This window comes from Paenibacillus sp. HWE-109 (genome assembly GCF_022163125.1).
Lineage (GTDB): Bacteria > Bacillota > Bacilli > Paenibacillales > NBRC-103111 > Paenibacillus_E.
On the sequence record NZ_CP091881.1, the window covers coordinates 618,539 to 637,264 of the forward strand.

Annotated in this window: 13 protein-coding genes and 2 pseudogenes; 13 read left to right on the forward strand and 2 right to left on the reverse strand. The window is 46.4% G+C overall.

Features of this window, described 5'->3' with window-relative positions:
* Positions 1 to 6: 6 nt before the first annotated feature.
* The 10 genes and pseudogenes from LOZ80_RS02720 to LOZ80_RS02765 all read left to right on the forward strand — a co-directional run.
* Positions 7 to 1,761 (forward strand): sensor histidine kinase, encoded by a 1,755-nt coding sequence (locus LOZ80_RS02720; RefSeq protein ID WP_238169983.1) that lies wholly within the window; start codon positions 7 to 9, stop codon positions 1,759 to 1,761.
* 8 nt (positions 1,762 to 1,769) lie between these two features.
* Positions 1,770 to 3,389 carry a response regulator transcription factor gene (locus LOZ80_RS02725; protein ID WP_238169984.1) on the forward strand — a complete coding sequence of 540 codons (1,620 nt, stop codon included), beginning with the start codon at positions 1,770 to 1,772 and terminating at the stop codon, positions 3,387 to 3,389.
* Positions 3,390 to 3,606: 217 nt separating this feature from the next.
* Entirely contained in the window at positions 3,607 to 5,454 is a 1,848-nt protein-coding gene (locus LOZ80_RS02730; RefSeq protein WP_238169985.1) for a GH32 C-terminal domain-containing protein, read from the forward strand.
* 25 nt (positions 5,455 to 5,479) lie between these two features.
* The gene (locus tag LOZ80_RS02735; RefSeq protein WP_238169986.1) at positions 5,480 to 6,412 is read left to right on the forward strand and encodes a carbohydrate ABC transporter permease; all 933 of its coding nucleotides are present in this window, start codon (positions 5,480 to 5,482) and stop codon (positions 6,410 to 6,412) included.
* 19 nt (positions 6,413 to 6,431) lie between these two features.
* Entirely contained in the window at positions 6,432 to 7,268 is an 837-nt protein-coding gene (locus LOZ80_RS02740; RefSeq protein WP_238169987.1) for a carbohydrate ABC transporter permease, read from the forward strand.
* A gap of 42 nt (positions 7,269 to 7,310) precedes the next feature.
* Entirely contained in the window at positions 7,311 to 8,285 is a 975-nt protein-coding gene (locus LOZ80_RS02745) for a PfkB family carbohydrate kinase (protein ID WP_238169988.1), read from the forward strand.
* Between the two features lie 40 nt (positions 8,286 to 8,325).
* Positions 8,326 to 9,891, forward strand: a complete 1,566-nt coding sequence (locus LOZ80_RS02750) for a glycoside hydrolase family 32 protein (RefSeq protein WP_238169989.1) — start codon at positions 8,326 to 8,328, stop codon at positions 9,889 to 9,891.
* A gap of 437 nt (positions 9,892 to 10,328) precedes the next feature.
* Complete coding sequence (sigK, locus tag LOZ80_RS02755) at positions 10,329 to 10,883, forward strand: RNA polymerase sporulation sigma factor SigK (RefSeq protein ID WP_337950993.1); 555 nt, start codon at positions 10,329 to 10,331, stop codon at positions 10,881 to 10,883.
* A 56-nt stretch (positions 10,884 to 10,939) separates the two neighbouring features.
* Positions 10,940 to 11,548, forward strand: a pseudogene (locus LOZ80_RS02760) (ABC transporter ATP-binding protein); the annotation flags it as partial.
* Between the two features lie 215 nt (positions 11,549 to 11,763).
* A pseudogene (locus LOZ80_RS02765) lies at positions 11,764 to 11,841 on the forward strand (RNA polymerase subunit sigma-70); the annotation flags it as partial.
* A gap of 218 nt (positions 11,842 to 12,059) precedes the next feature.
* On the opposite strand, the gene LOZ80_RS02770 reads toward LOZ80_RS02765, so the two are convergent.
* Both LOZ80_RS02770 and LOZ80_RS02775 read right to left on the reverse strand, forming a co-directional pair.
* The gene (locus tag LOZ80_RS02770) at positions 12,060 to 13,859 is read right to left on the reverse strand and encodes a cache domain-containing sensor histidine kinase (protein ID WP_238169991.1); all 1,800 of its coding nucleotides are present in this window, start codon (positions 13,857 to 13,859) and stop codon (positions 12,060 to 12,062) included.
* Entirely contained in the window at positions 13,852 to 14,952 is a 1,101-nt protein-coding gene (locus tag LOZ80_RS02775; protein ID WP_238169992.1) for a response regulator, read from the reverse strand. The genes LOZ80_RS02770 and LOZ80_RS02775 overlap by 8 nt, the downstream gene beginning before the upstream one ends.
* A 231-nt stretch (positions 14,953 to 15,183) precedes the next feature.
* Here LOZ80_RS02775 and LOZ80_RS02780 point away from each other — a divergent pair, with 231 nt between their 5' ends.
* From LOZ80_RS02780 to LOZ80_RS02790, 3 genes are read left to right on the forward strand one after another with little or no spacing between them, the layout of a single operon-like run.
* Entirely contained in the window at positions 15,184 to 16,134 is a 951-nt protein-coding gene (locus LOZ80_RS02780) for an ABC transporter permease (RefSeq protein ID WP_238169993.1), read from the forward strand.
* A gap of 19 nt (positions 16,135 to 16,153) precedes the next feature.
* Positions 16,154 to 17,050 (forward strand): carbohydrate ABC transporter permease, encoded by an 897-nt coding sequence (locus tag LOZ80_RS02785; protein WP_238169994.1) that lies wholly within the window; start codon positions 16,154 to 16,156, stop codon positions 17,048 to 17,050.
* Between the two features lie 27 nt (positions 17,051 to 17,077).
* Positions 17,078 to 18,688: an ABC transporter substrate-binding protein gene (locus LOZ80_RS02790; protein ID WP_238169995.1), complete on the forward strand. Its 1,611-nt coding sequence runs from the start codon at positions 17,078 to 17,080 to the stop codon at positions 18,686 to 18,688.
* Positions 18,689 to 18,726: the final 38 nt, after the last annotated feature.

Below are 18,726 nucleotides of genomic sequence, written 5' to 3' on the forward strand. Positions count from 1 at the left end.
CGTTTGATGGCGGTTTTCTCGGTTCTGCTGCTTCTCCCTTTTGCAACACTGGCCTATATTCTTAGTGAGGAAGCAACCAAAACGATTAAGTCGTCGATCGAAGCTTCAACCTCTCAAACAATTGATCAGTTCGCCTCACATGTGGGGACGCTACTTACGCAGGTCGAGGATACAGGCAATCAAGTGGTGAGCTCTCGAACGACGCAGGAGTGGTTGACTGTGCATTTAAATCCAGATAGTACGATTCAGGAACGAGTTCTAACGAAGCAACGATTACGGGAGTATTTCTCGTCTTATGCGGTGAACAACTCCAGTGGAATATCCATTAGTGCGTTTGCTGAGGATGCAGGCGGCGTGTGGACACAGGACAAATCGTACAAGAACAGTGCGTGGTTTCAGTCTTTTATAACAGACAACAATCGTTGGACGACTGCACACAAGGATGTCGATCAGTCGGATGAATTTATGCGAGTGAGATCGATTAATAGCTATCTTTTTCCACTTGTGCAGCTTCAATCTCTCAAAAATATGGGATTCATTAAAGTGAATTATCCGACAACCCTGCTTCGCAATGCCATTGAGAAGATCCATGTGGGGAAGACGGGAAAGGTCATATTGATGACGCACGACGGCAAAAGCGTGTTGGATCAAAATCTGTCCGATGATAGGGACATGCTCAACATGGGGCTTCAGCAAATTGATGTGAAGTATGATGGAGATGTGAGTGGAATTTTTCCTATGGATGTTAAGGGAGAGACGAATCTGCTTTTCTTCCGCAAGCTGCCTGCACAGAATTGGACGATTATCGGAAGTGTGCCAGAAGCCGAATTGTATGAAAAAATCACTCACATCCGACAGACGATGCTTGTCGTTACCGTTTTGTTGCTAATTGTTGCGATACTGGTCGCTTTTTGGTTGTCCGCAGGTATAACCAAACCCCTAAGTGTGATGGGGAGGGCGATGAAGCATGTAGAGCGTGGGGAGTTTCATCAGGCGCTTCAAGTGATGCCGAATGCCGGCGAGGGGCATAGTGAAGTAAATTATGTGACGGCTGTTTTCAAGCAGATGACCCATCGGCTGCGCTATTTAATCGAGACGGAGTTCGAGACGAATTTACGTAGGAAAAATGCTGAATACAAGGCTCTGCTGCTGCAAATTAATCCGCATTTTTATAATAATTCGCTTGAAATCATTAGCGGTCTGGCGGCTATGAAACGGGAAGACCTCGTGATGGATGCGACGGAAGCTTTGGGCAAAATGATGAGATATTCGCTCAACCTAGGTAGTGATTTGGTTCGAGTGACCGAAGAAATGGCGTATATTCGGGATTATTTATTCATCCTTCATTTGAGACATGAGGAGCGATTGCAGGTTGTTACCGAGGAAGATCCCGCGGCAGCTCATTTCTTGATCGCCAAATTTATCATTCAACCCCTGGTGGAAAATGCGGTGAAGTATAGCTTAGAGAAGGATGGCGTCGCATCGATTACGCTAAGGACGAAGATAGAGGCGGATAAATTGCTGATATCCGTCAAGGATAATGGCATTGGCATGTCCCCTGACTTAGTACAAAATCTACTCGAAGAGCTCAAGTCAGCTGATTCCGTAGCGATTCTAAGTACCGAGGGGCAAAGTATCGGTCTTCGCAATGTGTTATCACGATGTCGACTGAATTATGGTGAACAATGTCAATTAGAGCTGCAATCCAAGCTGGGTGAAGGAACGGAACTGAATCTGATCCTGCCGCTGATAAGGAGCTGACAACCGAGATGTACAGAATCATGTTGATTGATGATGAGGTCGGCGTTCGTAACAGTATTAAAGCCAAAATCGATTGGACATCCGCCGGATTCGAAATCGCGCTGGAAGCGGCTAATGGTCTGGAAGCTCTGCAGCTTCTGGAGGAGCACGCGTTGCCGGATGTTATCATCACCGATGTGCGCATGCCGCAAATGGACGGGATAGCTTTTGTTAACGCATGCAAGGAAAAGTATCCAGCGCTTCGTATCATTGTGCTTTCGGGTTACTCGGATTTTGAATATATGAAGGCCGCGATTCAACTGGGCGTGAAGGATTATCTGCTCAAGCCTGTGGTTCGCAGTGAACTCACCACACTTCTTGGCAAGCTAGCCGCGGAATTAGAAGAAGATCGCACTCGCATTCGGGAGCAGGATCAAGAGGATATTAAAAATCACCAACAACTGGGGGTGATGCAAGAGCAGCTTCTCTGGCAGCTGGTGAAGGATGAATGGTTTAGCGTTTCTACAATGAAGGAACGGATGGAGCAGCTACAGTTATCCCCATTAGCTCTTGATGACGTTCATGCACAGTTTGTCACCGTTGAGATGCGGATTCCGCCAGGGCGGTTGGACGATTGGAGCGAGCGGAAAGACTTGCTCTACCTAGCATTTCAGATGTTGTGCCGGGAATCCGCGCAGAAATGGGAGCACATCTATCCATTCTATTCGATGAGTCATCCTGCGATGATACATTTTGTTATTTTGGTTCAAAATGCTGCGCATGAACGCTTCCTGGCCGACTTCGTGCGCAAACTGAAGCGGGATATCCAAAGCTACCTCAGAGTAGACAGCGTGCTCGGTATCGGCGAGCCTATTCATGGCTTGAGGCAGCTCAAAGATGGTTATGCATCTAGCATGCTAGCCTGGAGTCAAAGCACGATCCATTCCGATAAGGCCGAGCCGGATCGAAACATGCTCGCTATGACGCACAGCTTTTCCCCTGAGGTGGAGCGAAAGCTGATGCAAACCATCGAGAACCTTGATATGTCATCATTTACCAAGCAGCTGCACAGTATTTTCTCCGCAGATCGGGATACCCCGATGTTTGTGTTTACCTTTTTGACCCTGCGTATAATTCTCTTGTTTAACGCTATTGCGAAGAAATTTGAGCTGGGGGATACGTCCCTACAGAGCTACCTCTGGAATTGCCAGATGACCGTGAGGGATTATTCCTCTAGGGAGCAGGTGCTAGAGCAACTTCACGATATGGCCCAATTGGTTATGGAGGAAGTGAGGAAAACCAGGTTTTCAAGCGGTCAGCAAATGATGCAAGCCATACGTAATTATGTGGACGAGAATTACTCCTACGAGCTCACATTGGCTTCGCTGGCGGATATGTTTCATCTGAATGAGACGTACTTATCTGGACTGTTTAAGACGAGTGTTGGCGTGACGTTTAGTGATTATGTCACGCGGTTGCGTCTGAGCAGGGCAGCCGCATTGCTCAAAGAAAGTGAATTAAAATTAACAGATATTGCTACGTTGGTGGGATACTCTAGCTCGAGTTATTTTAGCACAGCTTTCAAGAAGTTTTATGGGAAGGGGCCGAAGGAGTATCGGGAAGAAATGCGGGGGAGTGAGGGGTTATAAGAGCTTTTAATTCAGTGGAAGAAATGTGGCTAGGCTTTATTTCGACTCTACCTTCATCTAATAGATGAGGGTATTTTTATTTGCTGACGAGGCTAGTCGCGTCAATATCCTGCAAATCATTTTAAAAGTAAACTCCCAATGATATTGAAATCTTTCTCCTCTTTGACTCGGTACAATAGCAATACATCAAAATAGACAACGAGATGAGGGAGGAACCATGCGGAAGAAATTAGGGTTATGGGTGGCAAGCAGCGCCGCGATCATTCTTCTGGGTTGGGGAATGACGGCTTTGGTAACAGGTGATGGCAAACCGAAGGACTCCGCGGAGGAAACGGCATTCTCTTATGCGAAGGATCCGACTTATTATACGGAAAAATATCGACCGCAATATCACTTATCACCGGAGACGGGCAATATGAGTGATCCGAATGGGATGGTGTATTTTGAAGGGGAGTACCATCAATTTTATCAAAATAGCGGTCAGTGGGGCCATGCAGTAAGTCGGGACTTGATTCACTGGGAGCACCTTCCGGTGGCTCTGGCGCGGGATTCGCTAGGTGAAATCTGGTCAGGAAGCGCGGTTGTGGACACGAAGGACACGAGTGGGTTCTTTGGCGGTAAATCGGGATTGGTTGCGATTTTTACCCATTTCAAAAGCGGACTGCAGTCGCAAAGTATTGCTTACAGCACGGATAAAGGACGGACCTGGACGAAGTATGAAGGGAATCCGGTGATACCGAATCCGGGTTTGAAGGATTTTCGCGATCCTAAAGTAGTCTGGCATGAGCAGACGAAATCGTGGGTCATGGTGGTGTCAGCAGACAACCGTGTTCAATTCTATACCTCACCGGACTTGAAAACGTGGAAGCTCGCGAGTGAGTTCGGAAGTGATCAGGGCTCGCACGCGGCGGTTTGGGAGTGTCCGGACTTGTTCGAACTCCCTGTTGAAGGTACGAAAACGAAGAAATGGGTGTTGACCGTTAGCGTCGGCAGTAATAACACGACTAAAGGCTCCACAGCCCAATATTTCGTTGGCACGTTCGACGGGTATACCTTCAAGAATGATAATCCAGCTTCGGATGTGTTGTGGACGGATTACGGGAAAGATTTCTATGCCGCTGTTTCCTACTCAGACATTCCGGCGAAGGATGGCCGCCGCATTTGGCTGGGCTGGATGTCCAACTGGCGTTATCCGTTTGCGATGCCGACGGGGGCTTGGAAAGGGAATATGTCCATTCCACGTGAGCTGCGGTTGAGGAATATTCCAGATCAAGGCTTACGCTTGATTCAAGAACCGATCCAAGAACTGCAAGCGCTGCGCGGTAAAGAAGTGACGGTTGCGAAGCAGCAACTGACAGCAGGAGCTAATCCTTTTATTAATTTAAAAGGGACTGCTTATGAACTCATCTCAGAACTCACTGTTCAACCCAACAGTCTAGTGGAATTCCAGCTGCGCAAAGGGACTGAACAAGCAATGAAAGTCAGTTACGATGCTGATGCTGAGAAGTTAACGATTGACCGAACACACGCAGGTATCACCTCCTTCGAGAAGGGCTTTGCCGAGCAAATGTCGGCACCGCTGAAACTGAGGGATGGCAAGCTTAAGCTTCACTTTTTCGTAGATGAAGGCAGCCTTGAGGTATTTGCCAATGATGGTGAAACTGAGGTATCCAGCCTTATCTTCCCTGATTCAACGAGTAATCGACTAGAACTGACCGCGTCCAAAGGTAACGTCACGTTGGATAAAGCACAGTTTTTTCCGATGGGGACGGTGTGGCGTAAGGAAGGTGTGAATGGCACGACACCTCAAAGAGTAGTGCTGAATAAAACTACGCTTGATATACCTGTGAACGGCAGCCAGTCTATTGAAGCTTCCGTCGTTCCGCTCAGCGGATCGCAGGAGTTGAAGTGGACGTCTAGCGATGAAGACATTGCAACGGTTTATGTGACGAACAATGGTGCACAGGTCAAGGGCGTTAAGGCAGGGCAGGCTGAGATCAAGGCGACAAGTCAGGATGGGACTGTTGTGTCGAGCCTTCAAGTGTATGTTTTCGATAGTAAATGACAGATATGGAATGGAGTGAGGATCTTTGGCTACTGTAGAAACACTCGAAACAATGAAAACTGTTAGATCAAGTAAACGAAAGTCGCAAAGCTTTCGCAAGCATGAGCAGGCAACGGCATTCTGGTTTATTTTCCCGGCGATAGCCTTGCTGCTGGTCTTCGTGTTCTATCCCATGCTGCAAGCTTTTATCATCAGCTTCAAAAATTATTCCTTAGTCGGCGCAGGCGATGTGTTCGTTGGTATGGACAATTACGTACATCTCATGAAGGATCGTGCCTTCTTTAATAGCTTGAAGCATTCGTTTTATTTTGCAATTATTGTGATTCCGATTCAGACGAGCATAGCCCTAGGGCTTGCGTTACTAATTCAGAAGAAAACCGCGACAGCTGGGCTGTTCCGAACGCTTTATTTTATCCCAGTTATCATATCGACAGCTGTGGCAGCAACGGTATTTAAGCTCATTTATAACAAAGAGTTCGGCCTTCTGAACAGTGTGCTCAAAGCACTGCATTTGCCAGTTACAAGCTTCTTATCCGACCCGAAAACGGCGATGAACGGCATCATTGTGCTCGGCATTTGGAAGGGTGCTGGGTTCTTTATGATCATTTTCCTAGCAGGCTTAAACAATATCTCACCGGATCTATATGAAGCAGCCAGAGTGGATGGCGCGTCGCGGATGCAGCAGTTTTTCAAAATCACCCTTCCCCTGCTCAATCGAACGATGGCTTTCGTGGTCATCATGACAACGATCGATGCGATCAAGCTCTCTGGTTTAGTCTTCGTATTGACCAATGGCGGACCGAATAGCTCAACAGAGACCGTTGTTTTCTATATTTATAAGCAGGCTTTCACGCAAATGAGGATGGGGTACGCGACGGCGGCGGCTTTTGTGCTGTTTGCGATTGTACTGACGATTTCGCTTGTTCAAATGAGACTATTTAGTAGAGACAATGATTAACATCTAGGAGGGATTCGCTGTGAAAAGGTTAACGAACATCGTCACCATGATCGTGATGATTATGATCGCTCTGATTTCTGTTGCTCCGATCCTATGGATGGTGACAGGCGCTTTTCGTCCATACCAGGAGCTCTTTAAATATACGTCGCTGAATATTCACTTAGTGGTGCCCGTAGAATGGACGTGGAAGAACTTTCATAACGTCATTTTCAATACGAGAAATCCATTTTTACGCTATATCTGGAATACATTGCTCGTTGCTTCCGTTGTAACGATGCTGGTGCTGATCATCAATTCGATGGCGGCATTTGCGTTTGCCAAGCTTAGATTTCCTTTCAAAACGGTCGTCTTTGCCTTATTTATGTCGGCGATGGTGATTCCGGGTGAGGTCACGCTCGTACCTAACTATTTGTTGATGCATGATTTAGGCTGGTTGAACTCGTACAAAGCACTGATTATACCTTCCATGTTGTCCGTATTCGGCATCTTTATGCTGCGGCAATTTTTCGCGGAGGTGCCGAACGAAATGATGGAAGCTGCCAGGATCGATGGAGCAAGCTTGACTCGCACTTTCGTAGCTATTGTGCTTCCGGCGGCCGTGCCTGCGTTAATTACGCTTGGATTGATGACTTTTCTAGGAAACTGGGATTCCTATCTGTGGCCGCTCATTGTGATCAATGATCAGAAAATGCAAATGATCCAAGTTGGGATCTCCACATTTTCATCGAATGAGGGGACGGATTGGTCCAAGGTGTTGGCGGCGAATACGTTGTCTACCGTTCCGATCTTACTGCTATTTCTATTTTTGCAGCGTTACTATATTCAAGGGATTACGATGTCGGGAATTAAGGGATAAGAAAAAAGGATCTACCTATACAAATAAAAGGGGGCTTATGGCATGAACTACGATGTAGTTGCGCTTGGGGAATACTTGATTGATTTTACTCCGTATGGTCGTTCCAAAGCGGGACAGCCGTTGTTTGAACGTAATCCGGGCGGAGCACCGGTGAATGTGGTAGCGGCTTTGGCGAAGCTCGGTAAGAAAACGGGTTTCATCGGAAAGGTGGGTAACGACCCGTTCGGTGTGTATTTACGCGATGCTTTGCTCCACGTAGGTGTGTCGGATAAAGGGTTAGTTGCGACAGAAGAAGCTCATACGACGATGGCTTTCGTTCAGCTGGATTCAGATGGAGATAGATCATTCCATTTTGCTAGAAATCCGGGTGCTGACCAGTTGTTGAGAGCAGATGAGCTAAATCTGTCTATGCTCGCGGAAACGCGTATTTTTCACTTTGGCTCCATTTCGATGACAACAGAGCCTGCATACACAGCGACTTTAAAAGCTGTTCAGGTTGCGAAGGAGTGTGGAGCACTTATTACTTATGACCCCAATTGGCGTCCTTCATTGTGGAGAGATGAAGAGCACGCATTAGAAGTAATCCACGTAGGTCTAAGCCTTGCGGATGTGGTGAAGGTTTCCGAAGAAGAACTCTTCTTCTTGACTGATGAGCAGGATCTAGAGAAAGCAGCAAGACATCTAGTTGAACAGTATGGGCTTACCTTGCTTTTGGTCACTGCAGGAGGTGCTGGTTCTTTTTATCAGATGAAGGATTGGTGGGGCAAGATGGAGAGCTTTCACGTTCAGACCGTGGATACGACAGGTGCTGGAGATGCGTTTTTCGGCGCTTTGTTATTTGAGGTTTTGGATCTGGGTAAGCCACTGCAAGTTTGGCAGGAGGAGGATCTTCAAGAAGTATTGCGCTTTGCTAATGCGGCAGGGGCTCTCGCGACAACTAGAAAGGGGGCCATTCCCTCGCTGGGTACGCTAGAGGAAATTCACGCGTTAGTAATAAATGGAAATAACTATAAATAAATAGATATTTTGTTATAAAACTACAGAGGAGAGAAGTTATATGTGTATTTCTAAAGAAAACAAATTCATTAAGAACGCCCGCATAGGTTCCTATGAAGAAAAATACAGACCTCAGTTCCACTATTCACCCGCGAAGAATTGGATGAATGATCCTAACGGCTTGGTCTACTACGAAGGTGAGTACCACCTTTTCTATCAACATACGGTTAATTCCACCAGTCCTGACTTCCCCCGCATGCATTGGGGCCATGCAGTAAGCAAGGATTTAGTCCATTGGGAGGAACTTCCGCCAGCCATTACGCCTGGCGAGGACGGAGCGATCTTCTCGGGAAGCGCAGTGGCGGATATGAACAACACCAGTGGCTTCTTTAATGAGGAAGGTTCCGGTCTGGTTGCCATTTACACGAACGAAGGGAATCAAGCTCAGCCCGGCAAACCACAAGTTCAAAGTCTCTCCTACAGCAGAGATCAAGGACGAACATGGACAAGGTTTGAGGGAAATCCTGTTCTGTTACCTGCCAGTGAAACAGCCGACTTCCGGGATCCCAAAGTATTCTGGCATGAAGAATCATCCAAGTGGGTGATGGCGCTAGCCGCAAGGGATCGCATAGAGTTCTACACCTCGGAAGATCTTAGAGCGTGGAGTTTTGCAAGCGAGTTCGGATCCACGGTACCCTTTGTGCATCGTGGCGTGTTCGAATGTCCCGACATCTTCCAGGTTCCTGTGGATAATGATCCAAACAACAAAAAATGGGTTTTGTCTCTGAGCGTCGGGGACCTTAACGGGGGAAATATGAGCGATCCGCAGCCGCCCGCAGGCGGTTCCGGTATGATGTATTTTATAGGTCACTTCGACGGTCAATCGTTCATATCAGATAAAATCATCGAGTCCATTCACGATATCCAATGGATTGATTTCGGATCAGACTTTTATGCAGCGGTTACCTGGAATGGGATTCCGAAAGAGGATGGGAGAGTAATATGGATCGGTTGGATGAACAATTGGCGTTATGCAAATAAATTGCCATCTTTGGAATGGCGCGGAAACATGTCACTTCCACGCGAGATTCAGCTCAGAACTTGTCTGGGAGGACTTCGTTTGATTCAGCTGCCGGTGAAGGAGTTAAGTAAACTACGTAATCCAATGTCAACCCTAACAGATCTGGTTATTAAACCAGGAGATAACCTATTATCCGAAGTTACTGCCCTTAAAGCAGAAATCATTGCTGAGTTCGAAATAGGTACCGCGATAGAATTCGGTTTCAAGCTCCGCAAGTCTTCAAGTCAGGAAACCATCATCGGCTACGATGTCGTGAATGAAGCCCTATTCCTAGATCGAACAAATGCAGGCTCGGCGGATTTCCATCCTGATTTTGCAGCTAAACACACCGTGACTCTGAAGCCAGAGCATAAACGGATTCAAGTAACTATTTATGTGGATGGGTCGAACATAGAACTGTTCGGTAATGAGGGTATTGCCGTTATCACAGACTTGGTTTTTCCGGAGCCTGAAAGTCAAGGACTTGAGCTGTATGCAGTCGGCGGATCTGTCAAGGTGATTTCCTTGCAAATTAGTGATATGACGGGGCTTTGGGTGAGAGAATAGAGCACGATTTAAGACTTTATAAGATACCGCTATTCAAATGCTATGACTAAATTGTCCTTATTCTTTCCAGGTACATGAGCTTGCTGGTAATGGGTTGTAAGAATAGAAGGAGAAGGTTGCAGCGATCACTCACTTGGGTGAACGCTTCTTAATGAGATGACGTATGCGGATTTAAAACTAGACGGGAAGATTTGCTTAAATAATAGCTAGAGACTGGAATGAAATAGGGGCAATTTCCTAATCATCTGCTCCAAATGTTTACGACTTACTTCTGTTTTTTTGTAATCATAACCTGTCGGATGTTTTGCAAGTGATGGTTGGATATCGAGTTTCCGATTACCGAGCCATTTCAGGATCACGATGAAAAAAAGCTTGCTTCGCGGGAACCCCTCTATTGATTTAACAGTATGTAGTAAATTAAGCAGTCTTTTGATGTAATGGGCACCATAGTTGAATGCTTATTTACGTTGCTTCGTGTTCACAACCTCAAAAAATTCGATAACACAGGGGAAGATTTGGAGGATTTGATCTCCATCGGGACGATCGGATTGATCAAAGCGATCGAGTCGTTCTCGCCGAACAAAGGCACGAAGCTCGCGACTTTCGCGGCGCGCTGTATCGAGAACGAGATCCTGATGCATCTGCGTTCACTGAAGAAAACTCGGAAAGATGTGTCCCTGCATGATCCCATCGGAACGGACAAAGAGGGGAATGAAATTACGCTGATCGACATCCTCGGTAGCGAGGCGGACGATGTGGTAGATGCTGTACAGCTGAAAATAGAGAAATCAAAGATATATAAGAATTTGGAGATATTGGATGAGCGGGAGAAGGAAGTTGTGGTTGGGCGGTTTGGACTGGAGTTAGGTGGGGAAGAGCGGACGCAGCGGGAGATTGCGAAGGAGTTGGGTATTAGCCGCTCCTATGTGTCGCGGATCGAAAAAAGGGCACTGATGAAGCTGTATCATGAATTTTATAAGGCGAAGCGGTAAAAGAATTGAATCGTAATCTTCATTTATTTGGCATCAAATAATGGGGGGCGAGGACAATGACAGCCTTAATTCAAATTGAGCATGTGAGTAAATTTTACTATATGGGCGGGGAGACAATCCGCGCCCTAGATGACATTTCGCTAGACATTGTACAAGGCGAATTTGTCGCTATTATGGGACCTTCGGGGTCTGGGAAGTCCACGCTGATGAATATCATCGGCTGTTTGGACGTTTCGGATGAAGGCCTGTATGTGCTGGATGGAAAGCAGATTCATTCGCTGAAGGACTCACAATTGGCAGAGATCCGGAATCGGAAGATCGGGTTTGTTTTTCAGAACTTTAATCTACTGCCAAGGTTGAGTGCTTATGAGAATGTGGAGTTGCCGCTGATATATCGCGGACTATCCAGAAAGCAGCGGGAGCCGCTGGTTCTCAAAGCGCTGGAAGCTGTTGATCTGCTGGATCGCAGGCGGCACTTTCCATCGGAACTGTCCGGTGGGCAGCAGCAACGTGTTGCGATCGCGCGGACTTTGGCTGGGGATCCCCCGATCATCTTGGCGGATGAGCCAACGGGATCATTGGACTCTAAAACCGGCGTGGAGATCATGGATATTTTTAGGCGGCTGAATGAGCAGGGGCGGACGATTATTGTGATTACGCATGATCGGCAGTTGGTTCATTAAATATAATAAAGGTTAGTTGCCCTACGAGAAATCGTAGGGTTTTATGAAAAGTAAGGACAAGAAACTTCTCGTTGCTACTAGTATTTAAAAGAAAAGGTTGAAACTGAAGGAAAAGCGAGCTGTTATAGTGGCGGTATTGAAATCTTGTAATTTGCAGTTGGTGTTCACCAACGGATATGCTGCGCGGCTGAAAAACGGGGCACGAAGCGGACGATGTCGTGGATGCGGTGCAGCTCAAGATTGAGAAGAGCAAGATTTATCGCAATCTGGAGATTTATTAGAATTAGGAAAAAGCATGATTGATTAATGAGGGTGCCCACATTAATCAATCATGCTTTTTCGCGTGTTTCCCCGGTTTATTCCCTAGTAGTCGGTGAGGTCTTAATGGCCTAAAGCAGTCTGGCATTATAATTACCCCACCGTTGCTTGAGAACATTGCGTTCCGTCCCCGTTTCTCGGGTCGTGTTTCGATTGGATTCAGTGACCCAACTCTCTACAAAGGAAGCTTAACGATGACAGTTGTGCCTTCCCCGGGTTTACTTATCAAACTCAAGCCGTAGGCTTCTCCGAACGTGAGCTTCAGCCGCTGGTTGACGTTCTTCAGTCCGATATGCTCGGCGTGCAACATGCTTTTTTGTTGCATGTTGGCATTGAGCGTGTCCAGTTTCTCCGCTTCAATTCCAATCCCGTTATCCCTAATGTGAAGCAGTATGTGGTCGTTTTCGATAAGCCCGGAGATTGTTATTACTCCTTGTTTCCGATTCGGATGAATGCCATGCTGAATGGCGTTCTCGAGCAGAGGTTGAAGCATAAGCTTGATGACCTGCACGGACATTAGCGCTTGAGGAATATCCCACACGATTCGAAATTTATTCTTATAACGAATATCCATCATGCGCAAATACAAGTTAGCATGCTCCACCTCCACTCGGAATGGAACCAGACGGTTATCCATATCGAGACTCAGTTGCATCAACTGTGAAAGTGTTCCAATCGTGTCGGATACTTCGTTAGGCTGTCCGTCGGTCAGCTCGATCGCCATCCAATTAATGGTCTCCAGGGAGTTTCCAATGAAATGAGGGTTAATTTGTGCCTGCAGGGCAGAAGCCTGAGCCTCGTTCAGCAATTGGGAGCGATGGGATAGTTCCTCTTCAATTCTGCGTTTGGTTTGGGCGCTATTGAGGAGGTTGCCTGAGATGTAACGCACCTCGTTATCTCTGCCATCCGGCGACCTTGTCATCCCATCTCTCTCCAGTTGTTCCATCAAGTGAATGATATTTCGAATCGGCTGAAAAGTTTTTACGGAAATAAGAAAGGCCACGATAACGCCTAACGCGGCAAACAATAGCAGCAGTAAGACTGTGTAGTTCCAAATGTTACGAATATTTGATTCGTACTCTTGGATGGGGAGAAGAGACAGACAGGCCCAATTGTTGAAGCTTAGCTTGGCTAAAGTCAAGATGTAGGATTCGCCATCGAGCTTCACTATGCCTGAATAGGGTTCTTTTTGATTGAGCAGTTCATCCAGTTTTTGATCCAAAGCTTGCAGATAAGCAGGTTTTGATTTTCCGGGAAATAGAAGCTTCATATCTTGGTTGTAAATGAAATTTTTGTTTTCGTCGATGATAAAGAGTTGATGGTCCTTCTTGCCGTCAGCTGGCTGAATGAGCTTCCCAAGTTCCTCCAGGTCGATATTGATGATGACCGCACCGATTTTATCCTTGGCGTTCAGGTAACTGGGCTTAACAAAAGAAAGGACGAACGGGTAGACCTCGCGGACCTTGCGGGGCAGTGACTTGGTATACACAGAATCGCTTTGCTCGTAGAAAGGATACCACGATTTGTCTGCAAAATTATCGTAAAAGTTGTTTTCCTTATTGGAAATGACGTACCCGTTTTTCTCCGAATAGACGTATATGGACGAGATGTATTCATAAATAAGGGTGAACATGCTGATTGTGCTGTTGATTTTAGTATACTCCCCTTGCACAAGATTAGCTGAGTTCGTATCGAGCATGAAAAGCTGAGTATCCATCTGCTGAGATATTTGTGTGGAGAGCATGCTGGTTTCTCGGAACAGGACATCCAAGATGTCCCTAACTCGGTAAAGCGAGCTTTTGTTGACTTGACTCACCTCTCCATTGATAATCTGGTGGGAGCTGCGATAAAGAAAGGAGCTCATACCTGCCAGCGGCAATATGACGAGCACCAGAATAATCATGAAGTTACGGACGAATATACTTTGAAACCTGTAGTTTTGAATATAGTACCAAATGCCGCGTTTTCTATTCATCTTCCAGATCGCTCCCTATTAGAATAAGTCGAACATACTCTTTGGGCGTATATCCGAACCCTTGCTTAAACTGCCTATTAAAATATTTGCTACTTTGATAGCCAACCATTTCGCTGATCTCGTAGATTTTATACTTGCGCAGTTTCAGCAGTTCTACAGCTTTATTCAAGCGTATGCGTGTTAGCGCTTCGACAAAGGTTTCACCCGTCTGCTGTTTGTAGTAGCGGCTGAAGTAGGTAGAACTGACGTAGACGGAGCTTGCCACCTCCTCTAGTGAGAGATCCTTGGTATAGTTCGCTTCTATGAAAGTCTGTGCTTGTTGCAATAGGGAAGACGGGTTATTCTGGTTGCGCTTGGATAAACAGGAAATCGTATCTTGCAGCACCTGTTCGCCCCAACGACGAATGTCGGCAGGACTCTGTTGCGGGGTAAGCAGACGGTAGTCGAACCGTCCTCCCGTAAGGCGGAATAGGTCGAATTCCTTGAAAGCGTTTGCAATTTCTGTAAAAAGATCGATGACAAGCAGATAGAGCAGATCGGGTCTTGATTGGAGGATGTCGTCGAGCAGTAAATTAAAATGATCAATGACAATAGACGAACTCCCTGCACGCATGCCCTCCAAGATGTAAGGGTGATGTCTCCGAATCTTCGCATGCTCTCTCTGTTCCAGAAAGTGACCTTGTCTAGCCGGGAAATCGTCAAACATCCCTAGACGTTCTTGATCGAGAGCAGTTCGAATGTTCGTAAAAACTTGCCGCATTTCATCCACATTGGTCGGTTTAATGAGGTAGTGCTCAACTTTATATTCTATCGCACGTTTAGCGTATTCAAACTGGGCATAGCCGCTGTTAATGACGACTTTAACGCGTGGTCGTTGCTCAAACACATATCGAGCTAATTCGATTCCCGATAATTGAGCCATCCGGATATCGGTCAGTACGACATCTGTTTCATGGTGCTGTAAGTATTGCATCGCATCAGCTCCGTCTTCGAAATCGGCAACACAATCGAACCCGAGACCAGCCCAATTTATAAATTTCTTCAACCCGTTGCGAATCCGTTCCTCATCATCAACGATGATCAACTTATACAAGCGATCTCCCCCTTATCTCTTACAAATAATTCTAATTCTATCATGTCGTGTGGAGAGTAAGTGAAAAAAAATAAAGATGCAAAGAATATGCACCAAAGGCAAGATGTTGGAATGTAATCTTACGATGAGAGCGCGTACAATAGGGATTGCACAACACTCCTGATCAAAGTGTTTGACATCAATTCGGAAACGGTTTGGCAGAACCGCTCCTATGAGAAAAGGAGGAAACGCATGAATGAAATCACATTGACGAAACGGCAGCGTACAAGAGTAGGACGGAGATTGTCGGCTTTCGCCAGACATGTCGAGCTGTTTCTTTTAACTCTACCCGCTATCCTGTATTTTATTGTATTTCACTATTTGCCGATCGGCGGTGTGATTGTTGCTTTTAAGGAATACCGTTATGATCTCGGCATTCTAGGAAGCAAGTGGGTGGGGGTTCGTAATTTTGAATTCTTTTTTACCTCACAGGATGCTTGGCGCATTACAAGGAATACAGTCGCTTTCAGCTCGACTTTTCTAGTTATCGGCATCATGGCTTCGGTTACCGTAGCCCTGCTGTTGTTTGAAGTAAGGAACCGGTATGCAATTAAAGTGTACCAGACGAGTATGATTCTCCCCCGATTTCTGTCTTGGGTCATCGTAGGATACATCTCGTACACGTTGCTTAATCCGGAGCTCGGAATATTAAACCAACTTAGAGTGTTTATCGGAATGGAACCGGTGCAATGGTTCGGGAACACGAAGTATTGGCCGTATATTCTCGTAGTTTCGAATTTATGGAAGCATGTCGGGCTTGATTGTATTATTTATTACGCTGCATTGCTAGGTATTGATCAAGAACAATATGAAGCGGCGCGAATCGACGGCGCGAATCGACTCAGGCAGATGTGGCATATTTCGATTCCCTCGCTTGCGCCGTTGATGTTTATTCTTGGCATTCTGGCGATTGGCGACTTGTTCCGAGGCGATTTTGGTCTCTTCTATCAAATCCCGCGCAATGTAGGGACATTATATCCCGTAACGGATGTAATCGATACTTATGTCTTCCGTGGACTTCGGTTAGGCGAGATTGGCATGACCGCCGCCGTCGGATTGTTTCAATCCGTTGTCGGACTTGTGTTGGTCGTAAGTGTAAATCTAATTGTAAAGAAAATAAGACCGGACAATTCATTGTTCTAAGGCAGGAGGGAGAGTGCCGGTGACGAAACCTGTTAAGTTAACGTTCAGCACCATGTGCATACATTTGTTTTTTATTCTATTTTCGTTGGCATTCTTACTTCCGTTTCTCATGATCATCTCCGTGTCACTCTCGAACGAGCAGGAGTTGATGCGGGAGGGGTATCGACTGTTGCCGATGCGAATCGATTTCACGGCTTATCGCTATGTATTCGAAAATCCGGCGCAAATGATCGATTCCTACATCATCACGGCGTTTCAGGCACTATTCGGGACGTTGCTCGCCCTAATTGTTATGGCGCTCTGCGCCTACCCATTGTCTCTAGTGCATTATAAACTGCGCAATACAACTACTTTTTTTATTTTTTTCACCATGTTATTTGGTGGCGGATTGATTCCATCGTACATTCTAAACACACAGTATTTGCATATCGGCAATACGTTTTGGATTTATATTCTGCCTACGTTGGCCAATGCGTTCCACATTATCATCTTACGGACATTCTTCCAAGGGATTCCATACTCACTGGCGGAATCTGCAAAAATGGATGGAGCCCGCGAGCTGACGATTTTCTTCCGCATTATTCTGCCACTGTCCAAGCCGGTTCTGGCCACGATTGCGTTGTTCAATATTTTGGATCGTTGGAACAATTGGTACACTTCCTTGATCTACGTGAACAATTCGAAGCTCTACACCTTGCAATATTTGCTTCAGAAAATATTAATGGACGCAGAGTTTGTAAAGAGTTTAGCCCAAGATGCGCCACCCGGGATGTTTACTGGCAGCATGTTGGAAGTTCCGACGGAAAGCATGAAATTTGCAATGTGTATTGTAGCAGCTGGACCGATGCTCGTGATCTTCCCTTTCTTCCAGAAATATTTTGCCAAGGGACTAACGATCGGAGCAGTTAAGGGGTAGCGAATAAACTCAATTGGAGGATGAAAAATGGAAATGATCAGAAAAAGAAGAAGCAAGCTGTCTGCGATTTCGCTCTGTGCAGGTTTGATGCTTGTCCTCACAGTGGCGGGCTGCGAAACCTCCGGGAACAATGGAAAGAGTTCGACGAGCAATACGATAGTGCCGACCGCAAGTACACTGGCTGACAACAAGCCGGTAAAATTGAAATGGGTATTTATGGGTCCGGGCAAGCAAGAGGATTCCGAACGGGTATGGGCGGAGTTTAACAAAAGGCTGCAGCCGTTGTTGCCCAATACGACAGTTGAATTTGTCGAGTTGAGCCGGACGGAATTCGTGGAAAAATGGAAATTACTAGCTGCATCAGGCGAGGAGATTGATTTGGCTTGGACCGGGTATTTAATTCCGTTCGTACCGGAAGTGAAGAAGGGTGCCTTCTTGCCTCTTGACGATCTGATCGCCAAATATGCGCCTAAACTAGCAACTGGTGTGCCGGATTGGGTCATGAAACGTACCGTCGTAGACGGCAAAACGTATGCAGTTCCAAATCAGCAGCTAGAAGCCGGCATGGGTCCAAGCCTCAAGGTGCCCAAGGATCTGGCAGACAAATATTTGGACGTGAAGAAGCTGCAAGCGGTCAATTTTGGAGCTAAGACGTCGGTGAAAGAGGCCTATGAACCTATTGAAGCCTATTTGAAAGCGCTTAAAGATAATAATTTACTTGGCAAAGGGGCTTCCATCTCGACGATTATGCAGTTTATTCAAACGAAAGGGTACGAGACGTTCAGTTCCACGAATTATATTGCGGGCTACCGAATTGACGATAAGAGTTTCAAAGTTGTCAATATGTACGAAACGCCGGAATTTAAGGATTCGTTCGATGTAGCCGCTGACTGGTTCAAGAAAGGCTATATTCGGAAAGATATTCTGTCGATGCAAGACCCTCGCGTTGATGACGGCAAGCTGAACGGAAGTGTGGTCTGGGCACACAACCAAGTTGAAGAAGGCACCACGGTGACCCCAGGCAATGCGCAAGCAGGCACAGTGGAGTACTACAACATCCCGCTGTCCAACCAAACGTTTATCTCGTCAGGGGATGCCGCAACCGCTACGGTTATTCCACGCACAAGTAAAAACCCGGAGCGTGCGATGCAATTAATCGAGCTAATCAACACTAGCAAGGGGAAAGAGCTTTACGATCTGCTTGTGTGGGGCTTGGAGGGCGAGCACTATAAGAAAGTTTCCCCGACGCGCATGGAGACCATCGGCTACACTGGGCAAGGCACACCAACGGCCAAATACGGCTTGTGGAAATGGGTGCTCGGCAATACGTTCCAAACGTACGAAACACAGGCGGACAAAGAAGGATATAACACTTTCGTGAAAAAACTTCACGAGACGGCGACCAAATCGGCGCTGATGTCGTTCAAGCCGGATACGACGGCGATCGCTACGGAGCTTGCTCAGGTAGCGGCCGTACGCACAGAATTCGAAAATGCGTTGAGGAGCGGCGCGCTTGCCGACTATGAGGATAAATATAAGCAGGCAATTGATAAAATGAAAAAATCCGGCTCCGATAAAATCGTTGCCGAAATGCAAAGGCAGGTTGATGAATTCGTTAAGAAAAACAACATTAAGTAAGAGGAAAGTTGGCCGGAGCTGCTATGGCAGTTCCGGCG